This is a genomic window from Pseudomonas sp. TREG-RG-20F-10-E-6-01 (genome assembly GCF_022662455.1).
GTDB lineage: Bacteria > Pseudomonadota > Gammaproteobacteria > Pseudomonadales > Pseudomonadaceae > Aquipseudomonas.
The window spans coordinates 401769-420729 of the sequence record NZ_JAKNQP010000003.1 but is presented as its reverse complement, the minus strand read 5'-3'; the positions used below and the strand labels follow the sequence as shown (position 1 = coordinate 420729).

13 protein-coding genes and 1 pseudogene are annotated in these 18961 nt (G+C 61.0%); 7 read left to right on the top strand and 7 right to left on the bottom strand.

Features of this window, described 5'->3' with window-relative positions; genetic code table 11:
* Positions 1-46: 46 nt before the first annotated feature.
* From mapR to L8K08_RS12225, 3 genes are all read right to left on the bottom strand, one after another.
* Positions 47-1456 carry a GntR family transcriptional regulator MpaR gene (mapR, locus tag L8K08_RS12235; RefSeq protein ID WP_145165649.1) on the bottom strand — a complete coding sequence of 470 codons (1410 nt, stop codon included), beginning with the start codon at positions 1454-1456 and terminating at the stop codon, positions 47-49.
* A 73-nt stretch (positions 1457-1529) separates the two neighbouring features.
* Positions 1530-2939 carry a cytochrome c oxidase accessory protein CcoG gene (gene ccoG / locus L8K08_RS12230; RefSeq protein ID WP_145165648.1) on the bottom strand — a complete coding sequence of 470 codons (1410 nt, stop codon included), beginning with the start codon at positions 2937-2939 and terminating at the stop codon, positions 1530-1532.
* Positions 2940-3123: 184 nt separating this feature from the next.
* A complete protein-coding gene (locus tag L8K08_RS12225; protein ID WP_242197143.1) occupies positions 3124-3363 on the bottom strand; it encodes a DUF3203 family protein in 240 nt (79 codons plus the stop codon).
* A gap of 123 nt (positions 3364-3486) precedes the next feature.
* Between L8K08_RS12225 and L8K08_RS12220 the strand changes: the two genes are divergently transcribed.
* Complete coding sequence (locus L8K08_RS12220; protein WP_242197139.1) at positions 3487-4002, top strand: MgtC/SapB family protein; 516 nt, start codon at positions 3487-3489, stop codon at positions 4000-4002.
* Here L8K08_RS12220 and L8K08_RS12215 read toward each other — a convergent pair.
* Together L8K08_RS12215 and L8K08_RS12210 are read right to left on the bottom strand one after the other, a co-directional pair.
* Positions 3991-5007, bottom strand: a complete 1017-nt coding sequence (locus tag L8K08_RS12215) for a M10 family metallopeptidase C-terminal domain-containing protein (protein WP_242197136.1) — start codon at positions 5005-5007, stop codon at positions 3991-3993. The two genes, L8K08_RS12220 and L8K08_RS12215, sit on opposite strands and share 12 nt — an antisense overlap.
* Before the next feature lie 232 nt (positions 5008-5239).
* Entirely contained in the window at positions 5240-5398 is a 159-nt protein-coding gene (locus tag L8K08_RS12210; RefSeq protein ID WP_178119749.1) for a hypothetical protein, read from the bottom strand.
* Positions 5399-5602: 204 nt separating this feature from the next.
* Here L8K08_RS12210 and L8K08_RS12205 point away from each other — a divergent pair, with 204 nt between their 5' ends.
* From L8K08_RS12205 to L8K08_RS12190, 4 genes are all read left to right on the top strand, one after another.
* A complete protein-coding gene (locus L8K08_RS12205; RefSeq protein ID WP_242197132.1) occupies positions 5603-7591 on the top strand; it encodes an alpha-1,4-glucan--maltose-1-phosphate maltosyltransferase in 1989 nt (662 codons plus the stop codon).
* Between the two features lie 90 nt (positions 7592-7681).
* Entirely contained in the window at positions 7682-11029 is a 3348-nt protein-coding gene (gene treS, locus L8K08_RS12200; RefSeq protein ID WP_242197129.1) for a maltose alpha-D-glucosyltransferase, read from the top strand.
* Positions 11026-13263 (top strand): 1,4-alpha-glucan branching protein GlgB, encoded by a 2238-nt coding sequence (gene glgB, locus L8K08_RS12195; RefSeq protein ID WP_242197126.1) that lies wholly within the window; start codon positions 11026-11028, stop codon positions 13261-13263. The genes treS and glgB overlap by 4 nt, the downstream gene beginning before the upstream one ends.
* Before the next feature lie 90 nt (positions 13264-13353).
* Entirely contained in the window at positions 13354-14481 is a 1128-nt protein-coding gene (locus L8K08_RS12190) for a diguanylate cyclase (protein WP_145165641.1), read from the top strand.
* 3 nt (positions 14482-14484) lie between these two features.
* On the opposite strand, the gene L8K08_RS12185 is transcribed toward L8K08_RS12190, so the two are convergent.
* Positions 14485-16671, bottom strand: coding sequence for a response regulator (locus L8K08_RS12185; protein ID WP_242197123.1), 2187 nt, complete (start codon positions 16669-16671; stop codon positions 14485-14487).
* Positions 16672-16843: 172 nt separating this feature from the next.
* A complete protein-coding gene (locus L8K08_RS12180; protein ID WP_145165639.1) occupies positions 16844-17695 on the bottom strand; it encodes a CAP domain-containing protein in 852 nt (283 codons plus the stop codon).
* Between the two features lie 269 nt (positions 17696-17964).
* On the opposite strand from L8K08_RS12180, the pseudogene L8K08_RS12175 reads away from it, so the two are divergent.
* Positions 17965-18138, top strand: a pseudogene (locus tag L8K08_RS12175) (LysR family transcriptional regulator); the annotation flags it as partial.
* A gap of 56 nt (positions 18139-18194) precedes the next feature.
* Positions 18195-18866, top strand: a complete 672-nt coding sequence (locus L8K08_RS12170; protein ID WP_242197120.1) for a GNAT family N-acetyltransferase — start codon at positions 18195-18197, stop codon at positions 18864-18866.
* Positions 18867-18961 lie beyond the last annotated feature (95 nt).

Below are 18961 nucleotides of genomic sequence, written 5' to 3'. Positions count from 1 at the left end.
CTAACAGGATGAGCGTTTCCCGGCGGTCAGGCTCCGGCGAGCCTGTTCAAAACGAGCGCACGATCCGCCCCAGCGTTTCCATCGCTTTCTCCGACGCCTCGGTCCACGGGCTGCCGTAATTCAAGCGAATGCAATTTCTGAAGCGCTGGGTCGCCGAGAAAATCGGCCCCGGCGCAATGCTGATGCCTTGGGCCAGGGCCATCTGGAACAGCTTCAGCGAATCGGTTTGCTCCGGCAGTTCGAGCCACAAAAAATACCCGCCAGCCGGCTGGCTGACCCGTGTCTGGGCCGGGAAATAGCGGGCGATAGCCGCCAGCATCGCGCTTTGCTGTTCTTCCAGGGCATAGCGCAACTTGCGCAAATGGCGGTCATAGCCACCGTGCTGCAGGTAGTCGGCAATCGCCGCCTGCGCCGGCATTGAAGGGCACAACGAGGTCATCAGCTTCAAGCGCTCGACCTTCTGCGCATAGCGCCCGGCGGCCACCCAGCCAACGCGGTAACCCGGGGCCAGGCTTTTGGCGAAGGAACCGCAGTGCATCACCAGGCCTTCGGTGTCGAAGGCTTTGGCCGGTTTGGGCGCGTGCTGCCCGTAATACAACTCGGCGTACACGTCGTCTTCAATCAGCGGCACCTGGTGACTGCGCAGCAGTTCCACCAACGCCTGCTTTTTGGCTTCCGGCAGGGTTGCGCCCATCGGGTTCTGGAAGCTGGTCATGGTCCAGCAGGCTTTGATTGGGTAGCGCTCGAGGCTTTGCGCCAAAGCGTTGAGGTCAATGCCATCGCGTGGGTGCACCGGAATTTCCACGGCCTTGAGCTTCAGACGTTCCAGCACTTGCAGGCAGGCATAAAACGCCGGCGCTTCGATGGCGACCAGATCGCCCGGCTCGGTCACGGCCTGCAGGCACAGGTTCAGGGCCTCAAGCGCGCCGTTGGTGATCAGCAGCTCTTCCATCGGCAGCATCAGGCCACCGACCATGTAACGCAGGGCAATTTGCCTGCGCAGCTGCGGGTTGCCCGGTGACATGTCGGTCACGACCAGGCGTGGGTCCATTTCGCGGCTGGCACTGGCCAGCGAACGTGCCAGGCGTGGCAAAGGGAACAGCATCGGGCTGGGAAAGGCCGAACCGAAGGGCACGGTGTTGGGGTCTTTGATGGAGTCCAGTACCGAAAACACCAGTTCACTCACATCGACTTCGGTGGATTCGTGCACATGCTCACTCACCACCGGCTCGGAAAACGGGCTCGGTGCGTGGGTGTTGACGAAGTAACCGGAACGCGGCCGCGCGCGAATCAGCCCACGGCGTTCGAGCAGGTAATACGCCTGGAACACCGTGGACGGGCTGACGCCGTAGGTCTGGCTCGCATAGCGCACCGACGGCACGCGCTGGCCGGGCCCGAGCACGCCGGAGCGGATCAGTTCTGCGATGTCATCGGCGAATTTTTCGTAGCGTTTCATGAAGGCCTTAAAAACAGTTTTCTCATTATGAACACAGGGCAAACGGTGGCTGCGGGCCTGTGTCAGTTGGACCTCAGCGGTTCATCGGCGCCACAAAGCGGCTGTCGGCCGCACTGTAGATCCAGGGCTCATCCACGTCCGTCACTTTGAACCGCAGGGTCTGTGAACTGCTCGCCGGCTTGTCGGCCAACAACGCCACCGACACCGGCACATCGCTGATTTCCCCTGGCGCCAGGCTGAGCTCGGTCTTGCCTTGCAGCACGAAACCCTCGGCGTCCACCAACGCCAGGCGATAGTGCTGGCGCTGCTGGGTTTTGTTGATGACCTTGAGGCTGTAAATGTTTTCGATCAAGCCCTGGCTGTTTTCGCGGAACATGCCGCGATCCTTGGTGACGTCGAGCGATACCATCGGCCGTCCTACCAAGGCCACCACCAGTGCGGCGATCATCACCAGCAGCACGGCACTGTAGCCGATCAGGCGCGGCCGGAGCAGGTGGGTTTTGCCGCCCTGCAGTTGGTGCTCGGAGGTATAGCTCACCAGCCCGCGGGCGTAGCCCATTTTGTCCATGATCGAATCGCAGGCGTCGATGCAGGCCGCGCAGCCGATGCACTCCATCTGCAAGCCGTCGCGAATATCAATACCGGTGGGGCACACCTGTACGCACAGCTGGCAGTCGATGCAGTCACCCAGGCCGACGTCGGCGGGCGTCACGTCTCGTTTGCGTGGGCCGCGGTGTTCTCCACGCGCCGCATCGTAAGAAATGGTCAGCGTGTCCTTGTCGAACATCACGCTCTGAAAGCGCGCATAGGGACACATGTGCATGCACACCGCTTCACGCAGCCAGCCGGCATTGATGTACGTGGCCGCGGTGAAAAACAGCACCCAGAACAGGCTGACGCCGCCCATTTGCCACGTCAGCAGCTCCAAGGCCAGGGGCCGGATGGGCGTGAAGTAGCCGACAAACGTCAGCCCGGTCAACACGCTGATGCCCAGCCACAACGTGTGTTTGGCCGAGCGCCGCGCCAGCTTGTTCAGGCTCCACGGCGCCGCGTGCAGCTTGATACGCTGGTTGCGTTCGCCTTCGGTGACCTTTTCACACCACATGAACAGCCAGGTAAACGAGCTTTGCGGGCAGGTGTAGCCGCACCACACCCGGCCTGCGAACACGGTGATGGCAAACAGGCCGAAGGCGCAGATGATCAGCAGCGCCGACAACAGGATGAAGTCCTGGGGCCAGAAGGTTGCGCCGAAGATGTGGAATTTGCTCTCGGCCAAGTCCCACAGCACGGCTTGGCGCCCACCCCAGTTCAGCCATACGGTGCCGAAAAAAGCCAGGAACAGCACCGCGGCGCCGGCTACGCGCAAGGTGCGAAACAAGCCGGTGAAGCTGCGAGTATGGATCAGGGTGTCGCTGGATTTGGCCTTCACCTTCTTTGGGTGTATGGGCTCAAAGGTTTCCACGGTTGGGATTTTTTCGCTCATGGTCGTTCGCTCATCAGCCTCCATCAGGCGGATGAACTATGGACGCCGCTCTGTGTGCATAACAGACTCAGCTAGGGCGATAAAAAGCGGATCAGATGGGGTTTTTCAGCAAGACCGCGGCCAGATGCTGCACTCCATGGCGCCAGGAGTGCAGCGGCAATAAACGCACATTGATACAGATCAATCAAATCACCGAATCACTGTCGGTCGCCTTCAAGTGTTTGCGTCCATCCACGGCACCGGCGACGGTCAAGGCATCGGCTTCGGCCTCGGTGATGTAGACCCTGTCGTTATCCAGCGTCACAAAAGACATGGCCTTGAGGCTGTCGGTGCTGACCGTCACCTCGGACGCAGGCAGGCTGCGCTCCTGGCCGTTTTCATCGACCTTGAAGTAGCACGTCTGGTTATCGATACGTACAGGCATGGTGATCTCCTTTTCCATTGGCGGGTGATCATTAGGGTTCACCCGGTTGCCCGGCGTTCCAGGCAACTGACTGGCGGTCGCCGTTGTCCATGCTTAACCCATAATCACAAAGGACCGCTTTCCATGGATGCCTGGTGGAGCGAAGTGTGGCAAACCCTGCAAGCCGAATTTGCCGACATCGGCGATGCGAAACAACTCACCCAGATCACCGTGCGCTTGCTGATCGCCGCGCTCCTGGGCGGCATTCTCGGGTTCGAACGGGAACAAAAGGGCAAGGCGGCGGGTGTACGCACCCACATGCTGGTGGCGTTGGGCGCCGCGCTGTTTGTATTGGTGCCGCAGACGTCCGGCAGCCAGGCGGATGCGATGAGCCGGGTGCTGCAAGGCGTGATTGCCGGCATCGGATTTCTCGGCGCCGGCACCATTCTCAAAGGCAAGAAAGATGAGCAGGGCCAGCACGTCAAAGGCCTGACCACGGCTGCCGGCCTGTGGATGACGGCGGCAATCGGGGTTGCCGCCGGCATGGGCCGCGAATCGACAGCGGTGCTCAGTACCTTGCTGGCCTTGGCGGTATTCAGCGTGATGCCCCGGATCGTCAGGGCGTTCGAGAGTGATGATGACCGCCGATCAGGTGAGTAGATCGGTTTCCTTCACCTGGCCAAATATCTTCGCAACCAGCGCAGGCTCCCCTTGGTTGCCGGAAATCACCAGCACGCTGGCATTGTGTGCACGCGAGTATTTCAGCTGCACCTCACCACTGGCGCCGGATAACTGGTTGACCCAGTGCAGCGGTTTATTCAGTTGCCGGCGAATGCCGGTGACGTCCAGCTTGTCCCGGTCGGTGACGAAGTTTCTGATTTCACACGGGTGGTCGAGCGTGGACTCCAGCGTGTGAGTGAAACTGTAGGTCCTGGGGTGGTTTTTACAGTCGGACTCGTAGTGATCCCGTCGCTGCCAATCCTCAAGATGCGCATATTGCAACGGCTCGGTCACCTTCCGGACCTGAGTGGCAATGTCGCAGAGGTGTTTACCCTTGGCCTCCAGGCTGCGCATGGAGTCCTGAATGCTGGTCAGGGGCGCGTGCTCCTGGCGGGAGAACGCGCGAACCATATCAAAGCGACTGCCCGGCGAGGCTTTCATCAAACTGGCTTTCAACGCGAACAGCGCCGCCTCCACGTAATTGCGATAGGCGCCGACCTGCTCGGTTTCAATGGGGCTCAAGACCGCGTCGATCGAATCTTTGTTGAGTTGGGTTTCGATCCTGGCAAGGATCTTGAAGCAGGACGTTGCGTTGGGGCCGCTCAACAGGCACTTGAGGTTGTCTGGGGTCAACAGCCGGTCGATCGTGTTGAAGTTGGCTGTTGACTCTCTGGACCCAGGGTCGCGCATCAGGCGCTCGACGGTTTTGCGGTCCAACTGGTCGCAGAGCTGCTTGAGCTGTTTTTCCAGGGCAGCCTGGTCGGCGGCTGGGGGTGGGGCTCCATCTGCACGCATCGGCTCGCGGGTGGTGCTTGGTGCCGACCGGAGCAACGCGTCCAGCGCTTGAGCAGACACGCTTACGGGTGAGGGTGAAATGGGGTGGGCGTGAAGATGGCCTGGGGTGACTTCGGCGCGGGCGCGCGACGGCTGATGGATGGTCGACATGATAAATCCTCAAAAACAAATCGGACGAGCGCTGGGGCCAGGGGCTTGGAAATGGAATCAGCGCAAAATCAGTATGAGAACGTCCACGTCAGTTGGGGTTAGGGGTTTGCCTTTTAAGTGGGTGGGAATTTTCTGCGTCAACGCCCGCTCGCGAGTCACGGTTCAGCGGCCAGTGCTGCGCCGGAGTACCAGGCTGACCCGGCGAGCGGATGCTGAATCTGCAACATCTGCGTCACAGAATGACCGGTGGCTCGCTTGTTGGCGGTTCCTGCACCGGCGGTGGGTCGTTTTCAGGGGGTTCCTGTTCGGGAATCGGCTTCGGCTCAGCGGGCGGTAACGTTGGGTCGTCGATGTTCGGATCAGGTGTTTCAGCCGGAATCGGGATATTCATCGGTGTGGCCTCCTTTGTGCTTTGCTCTACCGGTGGACATCCGCCTGGGGGAATTGATTCCCCGCCCAATGGCGACATATCCACCTGAACTTTTCACCTGACGCCAGGCTCGGACCTATTACGGCCTTGCTCAGGGAGAGCGTTGCCCTATCAGAATTCGGATCAAGCAAAGAGCGTCCACAGGGCGTAAGGGGAAGATGCTCGATGACTGCTGAAACACTGGCTCCAGACGATTCCATTTTGCCGCTATCCCAGGCGTTGTTATTGCCCAGGATCGCCATCGAAAGTACCGCGCCTGTAATCGACGGCGGCGAATTTGCCGTGAAAGCCGTGGTCGGCCAGCGCATCAATGTCACCAGCAAGGTCTTTGCTGACGGCCATGACAAGCTTGCCGTACTGATCCGCTGGCGCCCGTTGCAAGACGAAAGCTGGCACAGCGTGGTGATGGCCGACGTCGGTAACAATGGCTGGGAAGGCGCGTTCACCGTGACGCAGCAAGGTCCCCACGAATATTGCATTGAAGCCTGGATCGATACCTTTGCCAGCTTTTGTTATGAGCTGCGCAAAAAACACGAGGCCGGCGTGCCGGTCAGCCTTGAACTGCAGGAAGGTCGCAGCCTGGTGTTGCAGGCCGCCGAGCGCAGTGACAACGAGCTGCGCGATCGCCTGATGCTGCTGCACCACGAACTGTCGGGCTTGCTGGAAACCGAGCAGGTCGCGCAGTTTCTGCACGAAGACAGTGCACACCTGATGACCCAGGCCGACCATCGTGCCTACTTGAGCGTCAGCCCGGTTTACCCGGTTGATGTGGAGCGCACAGCGGCGCAGTTTGCCAGCTGGTACGAGTTGTTTCCGCGCTCGATCACCGACGATCCTGCCCGCCACGGCACGTTCAACGATGTTCACTCGCGCCTGTCGATGATCCATGACATGGGCTTTGACGTGCTGTACTTCCCGCCGATCCATCCGATCGGGCGCAGCCATCGCAAAGGCAAGAACAACTCCCTGACCGCCGGCCCCAATGATCCCGGCAGCCCGTACGCGATTGGCAGCGAGGAGGGCGGCCATGAAGCCATCCACCCGCAACTGGGCAGCCGCGATGACTTCCGCCGGTTGGTCAAGGCCGCCGCGGACCACGGCCTGGAAATCGCTCTGGATTTTGCCATCCAGTGCTCCCAGGACCACCCGTGGCTCAAGCAGCACCCGGGCTGGTTCAACTGGCGCCCGGACGGCACGATCAAATACGCCGAGAACCCGCCGAAGAAATATCAGGACATCGTCAACGTCGACTTCTATGCCGCCGATGCAATCCCGAGCTTGTGGACTGAATTGCGCGACGTCGTGCTGGGCTGGGTGGAAGAGGGCGTGAAGACCTTTCGGGTCGACAACCCTCACACCAAACCGCTGCCCTTCTGGCAATGGCTGATCAGCGACGTGCGCGGCAAGCACCCGGACGTGATCTTCCTCGCCGAAGCATTCACCACGCCTGCAATGATGGCGCGCCTGGGCAAGGTCGGTTATTCGCAGAGTTACACCTACTTTACCTGGCGCAATACCAAGGCCGAGTTGAGCGAGTACTTTGCGCAGTTGAACGAATCGCCTTGGCGCGAGTGCTACCGACCGAATTTCTTCGTCAACACGCCGGACATCAACCCCGGCTTCCTGCACGAATCCGGGCGACCGGGCTTCTTGATCCGCGCCGCACTGGCCACCATGGGCTCGGGCCTGTGGGGCATGTATTCAGGGTTTGAGTTGTGCGAAGCCGCGCCGGTGCCGGGCAAGGAGGAGTATCTGGATTCGGAGAAGTACGAGATCCGTCCGCGTGATTTCACCGCGCCCGGCAACATCATTGCCGAGATCGCGCAGCTCAATCGTATCCGCCGGCAGAACCCCGCGTTGCAGACGCACTTGGGGTTGAAGCTCTACAACGCCTGGAACGACAACATCCTGTACTTCGGCAAACGCAGTGAAGACGGCAGCAATTTCATTCTCGTCGCGGTGAACCTTGACCCGTTCAATGCCCAGGAAGCGCATTTCGAGTTGCCACTGTGGGAACTGGGCTTGCCGGACGATGCCCAGACCCAAGGCGAAGACTTGATGAACGGGCATCGCTGGACCTGGTACGGCAAGACTCAGTGGATGCGGCTGGAGCCGCACATGCCGTTTGGAATTTGGAGAATCACCACCTCCTGAAACCAGCCAGTCACCTGCGGGCGCCGGTACACGGCGCCTGCAGGGAGCGCGCTCCACCAGTTGGTTTTTCAGTATTTTCAGGAGTTACCAATGGCGAAGAAACCCAAGGCTGCCACCTTTATCAAAGACCCGCTCTGGTACAAGGATGCGGTGATTTATCAGGTTCACGTCAAATCCTATTTCGACTCCAACAACGATGGCATCGGTGACTTTCCCGGGCTGATCGCCAAGCTCGATTACATCGCCGACCTGGGCGTAAACACCATCTGGCTGTTGCCGTTCTACCCCTCGCCACGCCGTGACGACGGCTATGACATCGCCGAGTACCGTGGCGTGCACAGCGACTACGGGACCATGGCCGACGCCAAGCGGTTTATTGCCGAAGCCCACCAACGCGGCCTGCGGGTCATCACCGAACTGGTGATCAACCACACCTCCGACCAGCATCCCTGGTTCCAGCGTGCGCGCAAGGCCAAGCCAGGTTCGGCCGCGCGCGACTTCTATGTGTGGTCCGATGACGACCAGAAATACGACGGCACCCGCATCATCTTTCTCGACACCGAAAAATCCAACTGGACCTGGGACCCGGTCGCCGGCCAGTACTTCTGGCACCGGTTCTATTCCCACCAGCCAGACCTTAACTTCGACAACCCGCAGGTGATGAAGGCGGTGCTGTCGGTGATGCGTTATTGGCTGGACATGGGCATCGATGGCCTGCGCCTGGACGCCATTCCGTACCTGATCGAACGCGACGGTACCAATAACGAAAACCTCCCGGAAACCCATGACGTCCTCAAGCAGATCCGTGCCGAGATCGACGCGCATTACCCCGACCGCATGCTGCTCGCCGAAGCCAACCAATGGCCGGAAGACACGCAGCTGTACTTCGGTGACAAAAAGGGTGACGACGGCGATGAATGCCACATGGCGTTCCACTTCCCGCTGATGCCGCGCATGTACATGGCGCTGGCTCAGGAAGATCGCTTCCCGATCACCGATATTTTGCGCCAGACCCCGGAGATTCCCGCCAATTGCCAGTGGGCGATCTTCCTGCGCAACCACGATGAATTGACCCTGGAAATGGTCACCGACAAAGAACGCGACTACCTGTGGAACTACTACGCCGCCGACCGTCGCGCGCGGATCAACCTGGGTATTCGTCGACGCCTGGCGCCGCTGATGGAGCGTGATCGCCGCCGCGTCGAACTGCTCAATAGCCTGCTGCTGTCGATGCCGGGCACGCCGACCCTGTATTACGGCGATGAGATCGGCATGGGCGATAACATCTATCTGGGCGACCGCGACGGCGTGCGTACGCCGATGCAGTGGTCCATCGACCGTAACGGCGGCTTTTCCCGCGCCGACCCGGCGAGCCTGGTGCTGCCGCCGATCATGGACCCACTTTACGGCTACCAGTCGGTCAACGTCGAAACCCAGGCTCAGGACCCGCACTCTTTGCTGAACTGGACCCGGCGCATGCTCGCAGTGCGCAAGCAGTCCAAGGCCTTTGGCCGTGGCAGCTTGAAAATGCTCTCGCCGAGCAACCGCCGTATCCTGGCCTACACCCGTGAATTCACCGGCGAAGACGGCCGCACGGAAATCATCCTGTGCGTGGCCAACGTGTCACGCAGTGCCCAGGCCGCCGAACTGGACCTGTCGGCGTTCGCCGGCATGGTGCCGGTGGAGATGCTCGGCGGGAATGCCTTCCCGCCGATTGGCCAGCTCAATTTCCTGCTGACCCTGGCGCCTTACGGTTTCTACTGGTTTGTGCTGGCGGCGGAAAACCAGATGCCGAGCTGGCATGTGGAACCGGCGCAAAGCATCCCGGACTTCACCACACTGGTATTGAAAAAACGCATGGAAGAACTGCTCGAAGAACCGTGCCGCAGCACCCTGGAACAAACCTCACTGCCCGCCTGGCTGCCCAAGCGGCGCTGGTTTGCCGGCAAGGACACCGCCATCGACAGCGTGCACATTGCCTACGGCGTGCGCTTTGGCGACCCGCAGCACCCGGTGCTGCTCAGCGAAATCGAGGTGAGCAGCGCTGGCCAGGTCAGCCGCTATCAGCTCCCGTTCGGTTTTCTCGGCGAAGACCAGCTCACCAGTGCGCTGCCCCAGCAATTGGCGCTCGCCCGTGTACGCCGTGCGCGTCAGGTCGGTTTGGTGACCGACGCCTTCAGCCTTGAGCACTTTATTCGTGCGGTGATCCATGGCCTGCAAGCCGGCACCGTGCTGAACACCGGCGAAGGTGATTTGCGCTTCGAGGCCACGCCGCATCTGGCCAAACTGCAACTGGGCGACGAGCCGCAGGTGCGCTACCTGGCTGCCGAACAGTCCAACAGTTCGGTGGTGGTAGGCGAAAGCCTGGTGCTCAAGCTCATCCGCAAAGTCAGCGCCGGCGTGCACCCGGAGCTGGAAATGAGCGCTTACCTGACCGAAGCCGGTTACCCCAACATCTCGCCGCTGCTGGGCTCGATGGTGCGCCGTGACGGTGAAGGGCAAGACAACCTGCTGATGATTGCCCAGGGCTACCTCAGCAACCAGGGCGATGCATGGGCCTGGACGCAAAACAGCCTGGAGCGGGCGATTCGCGATGAATTGGCCGAAGCCATATCCGAACAGGAACAGCACTACAACGCCCTCGGCGAACTGCAAGACTTTGCTGGTTTGCTCGGCCAGCGCCTGGGTGAAATGCACGCGGTCTTGGCGGCAAAAACCACCAACAAGGACTTCAAGCCTGAAGTCACGAGCGTCAAGGACACCCAGGCCTGGGCCAAGGACGTGGGCGCGCAGATCGACCGCGCGCTGCACCTGCTCAAGCTTCATCAAAGTCAATTGAACCCTGCCGATCAGGCGTTGGTCAGTGAATTGCTGACGCAGAAAAAAGCCATCGGCACGCACGTTCAGGCCCTGGCGAAAGCCACGGCCGGCGGGTTGCGGATCCGGGTTCATGGTGACTTGCATCTGGGCCAGGTACTGGTGGTCAAGGGCGATGCATACTTGATCGACTTTGAAGGCGAACCGGCGCGGCCGCTGCATGAGCGACGCGGCAAGCACAGCCCCTACAAAGATGTCAGTGGCGTGCTGCGCTCGTTCGATTACGCCGCCGCCATGGCCTTGAATGTGCAAGGTGTGGATCACTCGCCCGAAGCGGACATTGCCCGCAAGCGCGTGACCGACCGGTACTTGAGTGAAGCACGTCAGGCATTTACCCAGGCTTATCATCAGGCGACGTCTACACTGGCGCATGACTGGCAGGATGCCAAAGGCCAGAGCGCTGCGCTGACGTTGTTCAGCCTGGAAAAGGCCGCGTATGAAGTGGCCTACGAAGCGGAAAATCGCCCGACCTGGTTGCCGGTGCCGTTGCAAGGTTTGCACGGTCTGCTCAGCGGGCTAACACCTATATCGAAAAATGCACGCGGTGGGGAGACGTCATGAGCTTTACAAATAAAGAACCGCTGCAACCGAAACTGACTGCAATGCCGGCGTCCAAGGACGTCGAAGCACTGGTACGCGCCGAACACCATGACCCGTTCTCGATTCTCGGGCCACATGATGACGAGCAAGGCGGCCAGTTCATCCGCGCGTTTCTGCCCGAAGCCCTGAGTGTTCAGGTGCTGGCGCGAGACAGCGGTGAGACGCTCGGCAACCTGGACGCCAGCCCGGTGCCAGGTTTGTTTGTCGGCCACTTCAAGACACGCCAGAACTACCTGCTGAAAATCCAGTGGGCCGGCGGCGAGCAGATCACAGAAGACCCTTACAGCTTCAGCCAGTTGCTGCTCGGTGAGATGGACTTGTACCTGTTTGCCGAGGGCAATCACCGTGACCTGAGCAGTTGCCTCGGCGCGCAAGTGACCAGCGTCGATGGCGTGCAGGGTGTGCGCTTTGCCGTGTGGGCGCCGAACGCCCGGCGCGTGTCGGTGGTGGGTGATTTCAATATCTGGGATGGCCGCCGCCATCCGATGCGGTTGCGTCACCCCTCGGGCGTCTGGGAAATCTTCATCCCGCGCCTGCAACCGGGTGCGGCCTACAAGTACGAGATTCTCGGTGCCCACGGCATCCTGCCGCTCAAGGCCGACCCGATGGCGCTGGCAACCCAGCTGCCGCCCGACACCGCCTCGAAAGTCGCTGCGCCGCTGCAGGTGGACTGGCAGGACCATGAGTGGATGCAGTCGCGCGCCGACAAGCAGAAACCCTCGGCGCCGCTGTCGATTTATGAGCTGCATGTCGGCTCCTGGCAATGCGAGCTCGACGAGGCCGGTGAAGTCTCCCGCCAGTACGGTTGGCGCGAGCTGGCCGAGCGCTTGGTCCCGTATGTGCAGCAGTTGGGCTTCACCCACGTTGAGCTGATGCCGATCATGGAGCACCCGTTCGGCGGTTCCTGGGGTTATCAGGCGTTATCGCAGTTTGCCCCGAGTGCGCGCTTTGGCTCGCCGGAAGATTTCGGCTTCTTCGTCAACGCCCTCCATCAGGCCAACATCGGTGTGATCCTCGACTGGGTACCGGCGCATTTCCCGACCGATACCCACGGTTTGGCCCAGTTCGACGGCACCGCGCTGTACGAGTACGCCAACCCGCTGGAAGGCTTCCATCAGGATTGGGACACGCTGATCTACAACCTGGGCCGCACTGAAGTGCACGGGTTTATGCTGGCCTCGGCGTTGCACTGGCTCAAACACTTCCATATCGACGGCCTACGCGTGGATGCCGTGGCGTCGATGCTGTATCGCGATTATTCGCGCAAAGCCGGCGAGTGGGTGCCTAACCGCCATGGCGGCCGTGAGAACCTGGAAGCCATCGACTTCCTGCGTCATTTGAACGACGTGGTGGCGCTGGAAGCACCGGGCGCACTGGTGATCGCCGAAGAATCCACCGCGTGGCCGGGTGTGAGCCAAAGCACCCAGCAGGGAGGGTTGGGCTTCAACTACAAGTGGAACATGGGCTGGATGCATGATTCGCTGCATTACATCCAGCAGGATCCGGTGTACCGCGCCCATCATCACAACGAGCTGAGTTTTGGCCTGGTGTATGCCTGGTCCGAGCGCTTTATCCTGCCGATCTCCCACGATGAAGTGGTGCACGGCAAGCATTCGCTGATCGACAAGATGCCCGGTGACCGCTGGCAGAAGTTTGCCAACCTGCGCGCATACCTGAGTTTCATGTGGATGCACCCCGGCAAGAAGCTGCTGTTCATGGGCTGCGAGTTTGGGCAGTGGCGCGAGTGGAACCACGACCAGCAACTGGATTGGTACCTGCTGCAATACCCTGAACACCAGGGCGTGCAGAAACTGGTTGGCGACCTCAACCGCCTGTACCGTGAGGAACCGGCGCTGCATGAGCAGGATGATGCGCCCCAAGGCTTCCAGTGGCTGATCGGCGACGATGCGATCAACAGCGTCTATGCCTGGCTGCGCTGGAGCAAGGACGGCAAGCCGGTGCTGGTCGTCGCTAACTTCACCCCGGTGCCGCGTGAAGCCTACGCCGTTGGCGTGCCGTTTGCCGGGCGCTGGAGCGAGGTGATCAACAGCGATGCCGACATGTACGCCGGTTCCAACTACGGCAACGGTGGGGAAGTCTTCACGCAGGAGGAACCACGTCATGGGCAGCCGGTGTCACTGTCGTTGAATGTGCCGCCATTGGGTGTGCTGATTCTGCGGCCGGAAACGCTTTAAGGACGCCAAGGTGCCGGATTCTGTTGTCCGCAGTACTGGCAGGGTGCCACAATGGCGCCCTAGTCGCGGCAGTCGAAGCAGGCGTATTGAATGAACGGCCTAGAGCATGGGCAGGACCAGGATGGTTTGATAGAAGAACTGGTGCGAACCGACCGTTTGCATCTGCTGTTTCGTCAATCCTTCGCTGCCATTTTCGGCAGTTACCTGGCCGCCGTCATGCTCTGCTGGTTGTGCTGGGACCGCTTTGACCACACCGTCATGCTGGTCTGGTTATCGGTGCTGGCAGTGACCTCGCTGCTGCGGGTGCAGATGTTCATGCAATGGTTTCGCTGCCCGAACAGCGAACGTACCCCCGACCGCTGGGAGCGCCGTTACTGGGTGACGTTGATGCTATCCGCGGGTGTGTGGGGCATTGGCGCCCTGGCGGTGATGCCCACCGACGACCGCGTCTCCCAGGTGCTGGTCATGTTGTTCACCGTGGGCATGTCGGTCAGCGCCGTCTCGTGTTATTCCGCTTACCGTTACATGACGCTGGGCTCCATGGCCCTGGTGCTGTTCCCCTGCACGCTGTGGCTGCTGTTCCAGCCCTCGTCGATGCAAGTAGGCGTGGGCGTGGTGGTGCTGGTGTTCTCGACCTTCGCGGCAAGCGCCACGCGTAAATTGGCGGATGCCCTGGAAAAAGCCTTTCGCCTGACCCGGCAGATGGAACGCGCGCACACGATTTCGACGCGCGCCGCCCAGACCGACGAACTCACTGGATTGATGAACCGCCGCGCATTCTTCGAACATGCCCAAGTGCTGTACGCGCAATGTCGCCATAACCAGCAGCCGTTGTGCGCGCTGATGATGGACATGGATCACTTCAAAGCCATCAATGACACCTACGGTCACCAGGCCGGCGACCAGGTCTTGCGCCAGATTGGCGGGGTGATCAGCGCATCGTTTCGCCAGGCCGATGTGTACGGGCGCCTCGGCGGCGAGGAGTTTGCGGTGTTGTTGCCCAATACTTCGCTGGAAACCGCACGGGACATCGCCGAGCAACTGATCAAGGCCATCTCCGGCCTTGCTGCCGAACCGGTGCAGGGCCTGACCGCCAGCCTCGGTGTGGCGACGACCCGCAGCCTCGATCAGGACCTGCACAGCCTGATGAACACCGCCGACCAGGCGCTGTATCGCGCCAAGGCCATGGGCCGTAACCAGGTGGCGATTGCGGAGTAGGCGTCAGGCGCGCTGCATCGACTTGGCCAGCACGCGCGCCACCTGGTCGGCGGAGTAGGGCTTGGCCAGGAACTCGACCCCTTCATACCCACTGTCGGCCAATTCTTCGCTGTAGCCGGAGGTCAGCACCACCGGCAGGTCCGGCCGACGCTTGCGCAGCAGTCTGGTCATCGCCACGCCGGTCATGCCCGGCATTACCACATCGGAAAAAATCGCGTCGAAGGCCATCACATCGGCACCGGCTAACGCGAGTGCCTGTTCGGCGTCGGTGGCCCAGGTGGTCTGGTAACCGAGGTCCTGCAGGATCTGATTGGCAAAGCGGCCCACTTCGAGGTTGTCTTCGACGATCAGAATATGCCGCTGCGCGGTATCGTGGACCAGCGAGCCGTCCTCCTGGGGTAGGCTGGCCTGCACCGTCTCGGCTTCTGCTTCGGGCAAGTACAGGGTAAACACGCTGCCTTGCCCGAGGGTGCTGGATACGTCGACGTTACCGCTCGATTGCTTGGCGAACCCGAACACCTGCGACAAGCCAAGGCCCGTGCCTTTGCCCACCGCCTTGGTGGTAAAGAATGGCTCGAAAATGCGCTCGACAGTGTCCTCGGTAATGCCGCTGCCGGTGTCGGCCAGCGCAATCGCCACAAACGGCTGCTGTACTTGCACATCGCCACGGATCAGTGGCAACGCTGCCACCGTGGCGACGCGCAGTGTCAGGGTGCCGCGGCCGTCCATGGCATCGCGGGCATTGAGCGCGATATTGATCAGCGCGGTTTCAAACTGGCTCGGGTCAACGCGCACATAGCATGGCAGGCGGGGCAGTTCGATCTGCACAGTGATACGCGCGCCGGTCACGCTTTCAAGCATCTCGCCGATGTTCTTGACCCGCTCGCACACATCGAAAACTTCCGGGTTCAACGGCTGGCGGCGGGCGAAGGCGAGCAACTGGCTGGTGAGCTTGCTGGCGCGCTCGACGGTGTCTGAAACCGCGCTCATGTAGCGTGTGCGTCGCTCTTCGGACAGCCCCGGCTGGCGCAGAAAATCCACCGAGGAGCGAATGATCGTCAGCAGGTTGTTGAAGTCATGGGCCACGCCGCCGGTCAACTGGCCGATCGCCTCGAGCTTTTGCGACTGGTGCAACGCCGCTTCAGCCTGGGTCAATGCGGCGGTGCGCTCTTCTACGCGTTGTTCCAGGGTGGCATTCAGTTCGGTGATCGCCGCCAGGCCGTCGCGTACGGCGGCGTCGGCGCGCACACGTTCTATATGCGCCCAGGAGCGCTCGGTGACTTCACCCACCAGCGCCAGGTCGTACGGTGACCACAGACGCGCGAATTTATGGTGCACGGCCATCAGTGCAGTCAGGCGCCCATCCTTGATCAACGGAAAACACACCGTCGCCGTCACGCCCAGCGACTGGTAGGCGGCGGCTTCCTCGTGGCTGAACTCCACGCAGTTGTCATTCACCACAAACGGCTCGCCTGCACGCAGGCACCTTACGGCCTGCTCGCCGAAATCCGCCAGGCTGTAACGCCCGACAATACTCGGCGAGCCCGGTGCGGCCCAGTTGTCGCGGATGGTGAAGCTGTCTTCGTCGGCTTCCATGTCGGCATAGGCGCAGATGGACACCTGCATGTGCTCGGCGAGCAGGCGCGTGGTGAGGGTCATGATGGCTTCGGCGTCAGTGGCGTTGGCCACCGCGCTGCCAATCGCATCCAATACGGCCAGGCGACGGCTGAGGAATACGGTTGCGGTGGTTTCGGTGACGGTATTGAGCATGCCCACGACCGCGCCCAGCGGGTCGCGCACAGGGCTGTAGCAAAACGTGAAATACGATTGCTCCGGGCCGTTGCCACGTTCAATCACCAGCGGGTAATTCTCGACATAGGTCGCGTGCCCCTCAAAGGCCGCGTGGGCGATGGGGCTTACTTCATCCCAGACTTCGCGCCAGGTTTCACTGAAAGGACGGCCCAACGAGTAGGGTTTATCGCCAAGAATGGGGACAAACGCATCGTTGTAGAGCGTGATCAAGTGTGGCCCCCAGCTGATGGACTGGGGGAAGCTTGAGGCAAAGCACAGCGCGACCGTTGTTTTGAGTACGTCGGGCCAGTGTTCCAGCGGACCCAATGGTGTACTCGCCCAATCATGCTGACGCACGCGTTCGGCCATGTCGCTGCTGCCTTGCAGCCAATTCATCATTGGGAGAACACCTTGTTTGCCAGAGTCTTCAGCGCGCCTGAACATTCATGGCGCCCAGCTACAGACACAGTTGATCGTCAGCAGTTCAGCGCAATTATCGGCAAGATGGCACTTTGATTTCATACGCGTTCGAGCAGGCTTGCTTCGGCCGGGTTGGGCGCTTGCCCAACCGCTATTGCGTGCCGAACAAACCGGTCCAGTAAATGCCCGCATCACTTTTAGGGTCCATCGCATAAGCGGCGCCCAACTCGCGAAATTGCGGGTTCATCAGGTTGGCGCAATGCCCTGGGCTGGCGAGCCAGCCATCCACCACCTTGCGCGGCGTGTCGAGGCCGGCGGCGATGTTCTCGCCGATATTTTTCGCGATATAGCCTGCCAGTTCGGCGCGATCACCCGGGGTGCGGCCGTCGTGGTCCAGGTGGTCGAAGAAGTTGCCGTTGGCCATATTGCGCGTGTGGCTGTTGGCGGCGCTGGCCAGGTCGTCGTTCCACGACAATGGCGTGGTCGCGGCAAATGCCTGGGTGCCGCACTGGCGCGGCTGTTCACGGGCGGCGTTGATCAGGTTGAGCAACTGCCGGCCTTCGGTCTGCCAATCACCCAAACCGCTGGAAAGCAGCGGGCGGGCAAGCACAATGCGCCAGTCCTCGCCGCTGTTGCTCACGCCGATGTCGACAAATTGCGGGTCCAGCACCACGCGGCAGAAACTTTCCCGCACCGCCTTCATGGCCGCCTGGGCATCCTTGGGCCCCGACAGGCTGATGGCTTGCACGTTGACCATCGGGTACGCAGCCCGCGCGAGCGCTTGCTGCAAATCGCCGACATTGGTGGCTGGCAACACCAGCCGCGTGTCGCTGGCCAGCGGTGGCAGCTCCTGTGAACCCTGGTCACCGCAGCGCTGCACCTGGCTGCGGTACTGGTTGATCTGTTGCACCAACTGACTTTCTTCATTCGCCATCGCGCTGGCGCAGAACGCCAGACTGGCGGCCAGCGTCGTAAGACCCATCATCAATGACAGAACGCGCATGGACGTTACCCTTGAGCTTGAAAGTGCCCATGATGCGCGATGTAACCCGGTCTGGCGCAACGCCTTTTTTGTTTTTTTGCCTCAACGGGTGTTCTGCGGGCCGTTCACGGCGCTGTGGCGGCGCCAGGCAAAGCGGCTTGCGAGGACGATCAAGACCAGTGCCACGGCAAAGGTCACGTGCAGGCCATTAGCCACGGTTTGCGCGGTTGCATGGGTGATACCGGGGCTGGCCCAGGCAAATACTGCGCCCAGGCCCGAGGTGCCGACTGATCGCCAGCGTGCCCGAACGCTACACCGCCCACCAGCGCGATGGGCTGTACAGCGTTGCGCTGCCGCTGACGCTTGCGTCGTTTACCGTGGCCATGCTCTGGCACCCGCAGCTGGATGCCGACCTGGCCCATCGCTGGTTGCGTGGTTGTTTGCGCGAGGTGTGCGGGCAATGAACCGGTCGCAGCAGGTACAATCGCCGCTGCCTTGACGCGAAACCCCAGGAATTTGCATGTTCAGCCTTACCCGTTACACCGCGCCGTGCCCCGAGTCGATTAACAGCCAGATCCTGCAGATGGTGGTGGATAACCTCACCGACATCAGCAGCGTCGCGCTGCCGCCCAGCAACCTGCTCTACAACATTTACCAGTACACCACCGGCTTTGAGGTGCACCTGTACCTGCAAGCGCTGGATGGCTCGAAGGGCATCGCTGTTGAACTGGTGGTGGCGATGGATGAAGACACGCTGGTCGGCTTTTGCCTCTATCTGCCGGTGAAAGACGACCCGCAAGCCTGCGGTATCGCGTTCATGGCGGTGCAGGCGGGTAGGCGCCGCCAGGGTGTGGCGCGCGCAATGATGCAGGACGTGCTGGCGCGTTATCCCCACGCCGAGTTGGCGTGTGCCGTGGAAAAGGTCCCGGCGTTCACGGCCATGGGCTTTCAGGTACGCGGTGCGCGCGACACGCAGGTGCTGATGAACACGCGCGATTACGGCACTGACGGCCTGATGGGCGTGCTCGACGTGGCGGCGATCTATCGCTCGCTGGAGGTGCGGCAGATTCATACCTATCTGCTGCAAAAACACGGCAAGCGCGCGATGGTGGATGCCGAGAAGCAACGCGACCGGCATCTCGATCATCTGGCGCGCAAGGTGCAGTTGTTCGTTAAAGAAAACCTGGTGTAAACAGTGGGACTTCACTGACGTCCCTCGATCGTGCGCGAAAAAATACTACCTTTGCCTTTTCGAACCAGGGCGTTCGACGGCTTGAAAATTAACAT

Excerpts from the sequence above, each read along its gene's own strand:
- L8K08_RS12180 (WP_145165639.1), bottom strand. The coding sequence starts at position 17,695 with ATGCGCGTTCTGTCATTGATGATGGGTCTTACGACGCTGGCCGCCAGT.
- L8K08_RS12220 (WP_242197139.1), top strand. The coding sequence starts at position 3,487 with ATGGATGCCTGGTGGAGCGAAGTGTGGCAAACCCTGCAAGCCGAATTT.
- L8K08_RS12215 (WP_242197136.1), bottom strand. The coding sequence starts at position 5,007 with ATGTCGACCATCCATCAGCCGTCGCGCGCCCGCGCCGAAGTCACCCCA.
- L8K08_RS12210 (WP_178119749.1), bottom strand. The coding sequence starts at position 5,398 with ATGAATATCCCGATTCCGGCTGAAACACCTGATCCGAACATCGACGAC.
- L8K08_RS12190 (WP_145165641.1), top strand. The coding sequence starts at position 13,354 with ATGAACGGCCTAGAGCATGGGCAGGACCAGGATGGTTTGATAGAAGAA.
- ccoG (WP_145165648.1), bottom strand. The coding sequence starts at position 2,939 with ATGAGCGAAAAAATCCCAACCGTGGAAACCTTTGAGCCCATACACCCA.
- L8K08_RS12225 (WP_242197143.1), bottom strand. The coding sequence starts at position 3,363 with ATGCCTGTACGTATCGATAACCAGACGTGCTACTTCAAGGTCGATGAA.
- L8K08_RS12170 (WP_242197120.1), top strand. The coding sequence starts at position 18,195 with ATGTTCAGCCTTACCCGTTACACCGCGCCGTGCCCCGAGTCGATTAAC.
- mapR (WP_145165649.1), bottom strand. The coding sequence starts at position 1,456 with ATGAAACGCTACGAAAAATTCGCCGATGACATCGCAGAACTGATCCGC.
- treS (WP_242197129.1), top strand. The coding sequence starts at position 7,682 with ATGGCGAAGAAACCCAAGGCTGCCACCTTTATCAAAGACCCGCTCTGG.
- L8K08_RS12205 (WP_242197132.1), top strand. The coding sequence starts at position 5,603 with ATGACTGCTGAAACACTGGCTCCAGACGATTCCATTTTGCCGCTATCC.
- L8K08_RS12185 (WP_242197123.1), bottom strand. The coding sequence starts at position 16,671 with ATGATGAATTGGCTGCAAGGCAGCAGCGACATGGCCGAACGCGTGCGT.
- glgB (WP_242197126.1), top strand. The coding sequence starts at position 11,026 with ATGAGCTTTACAAATAAAGAACCGCTGCAACCGAAACTGACTGCAATG.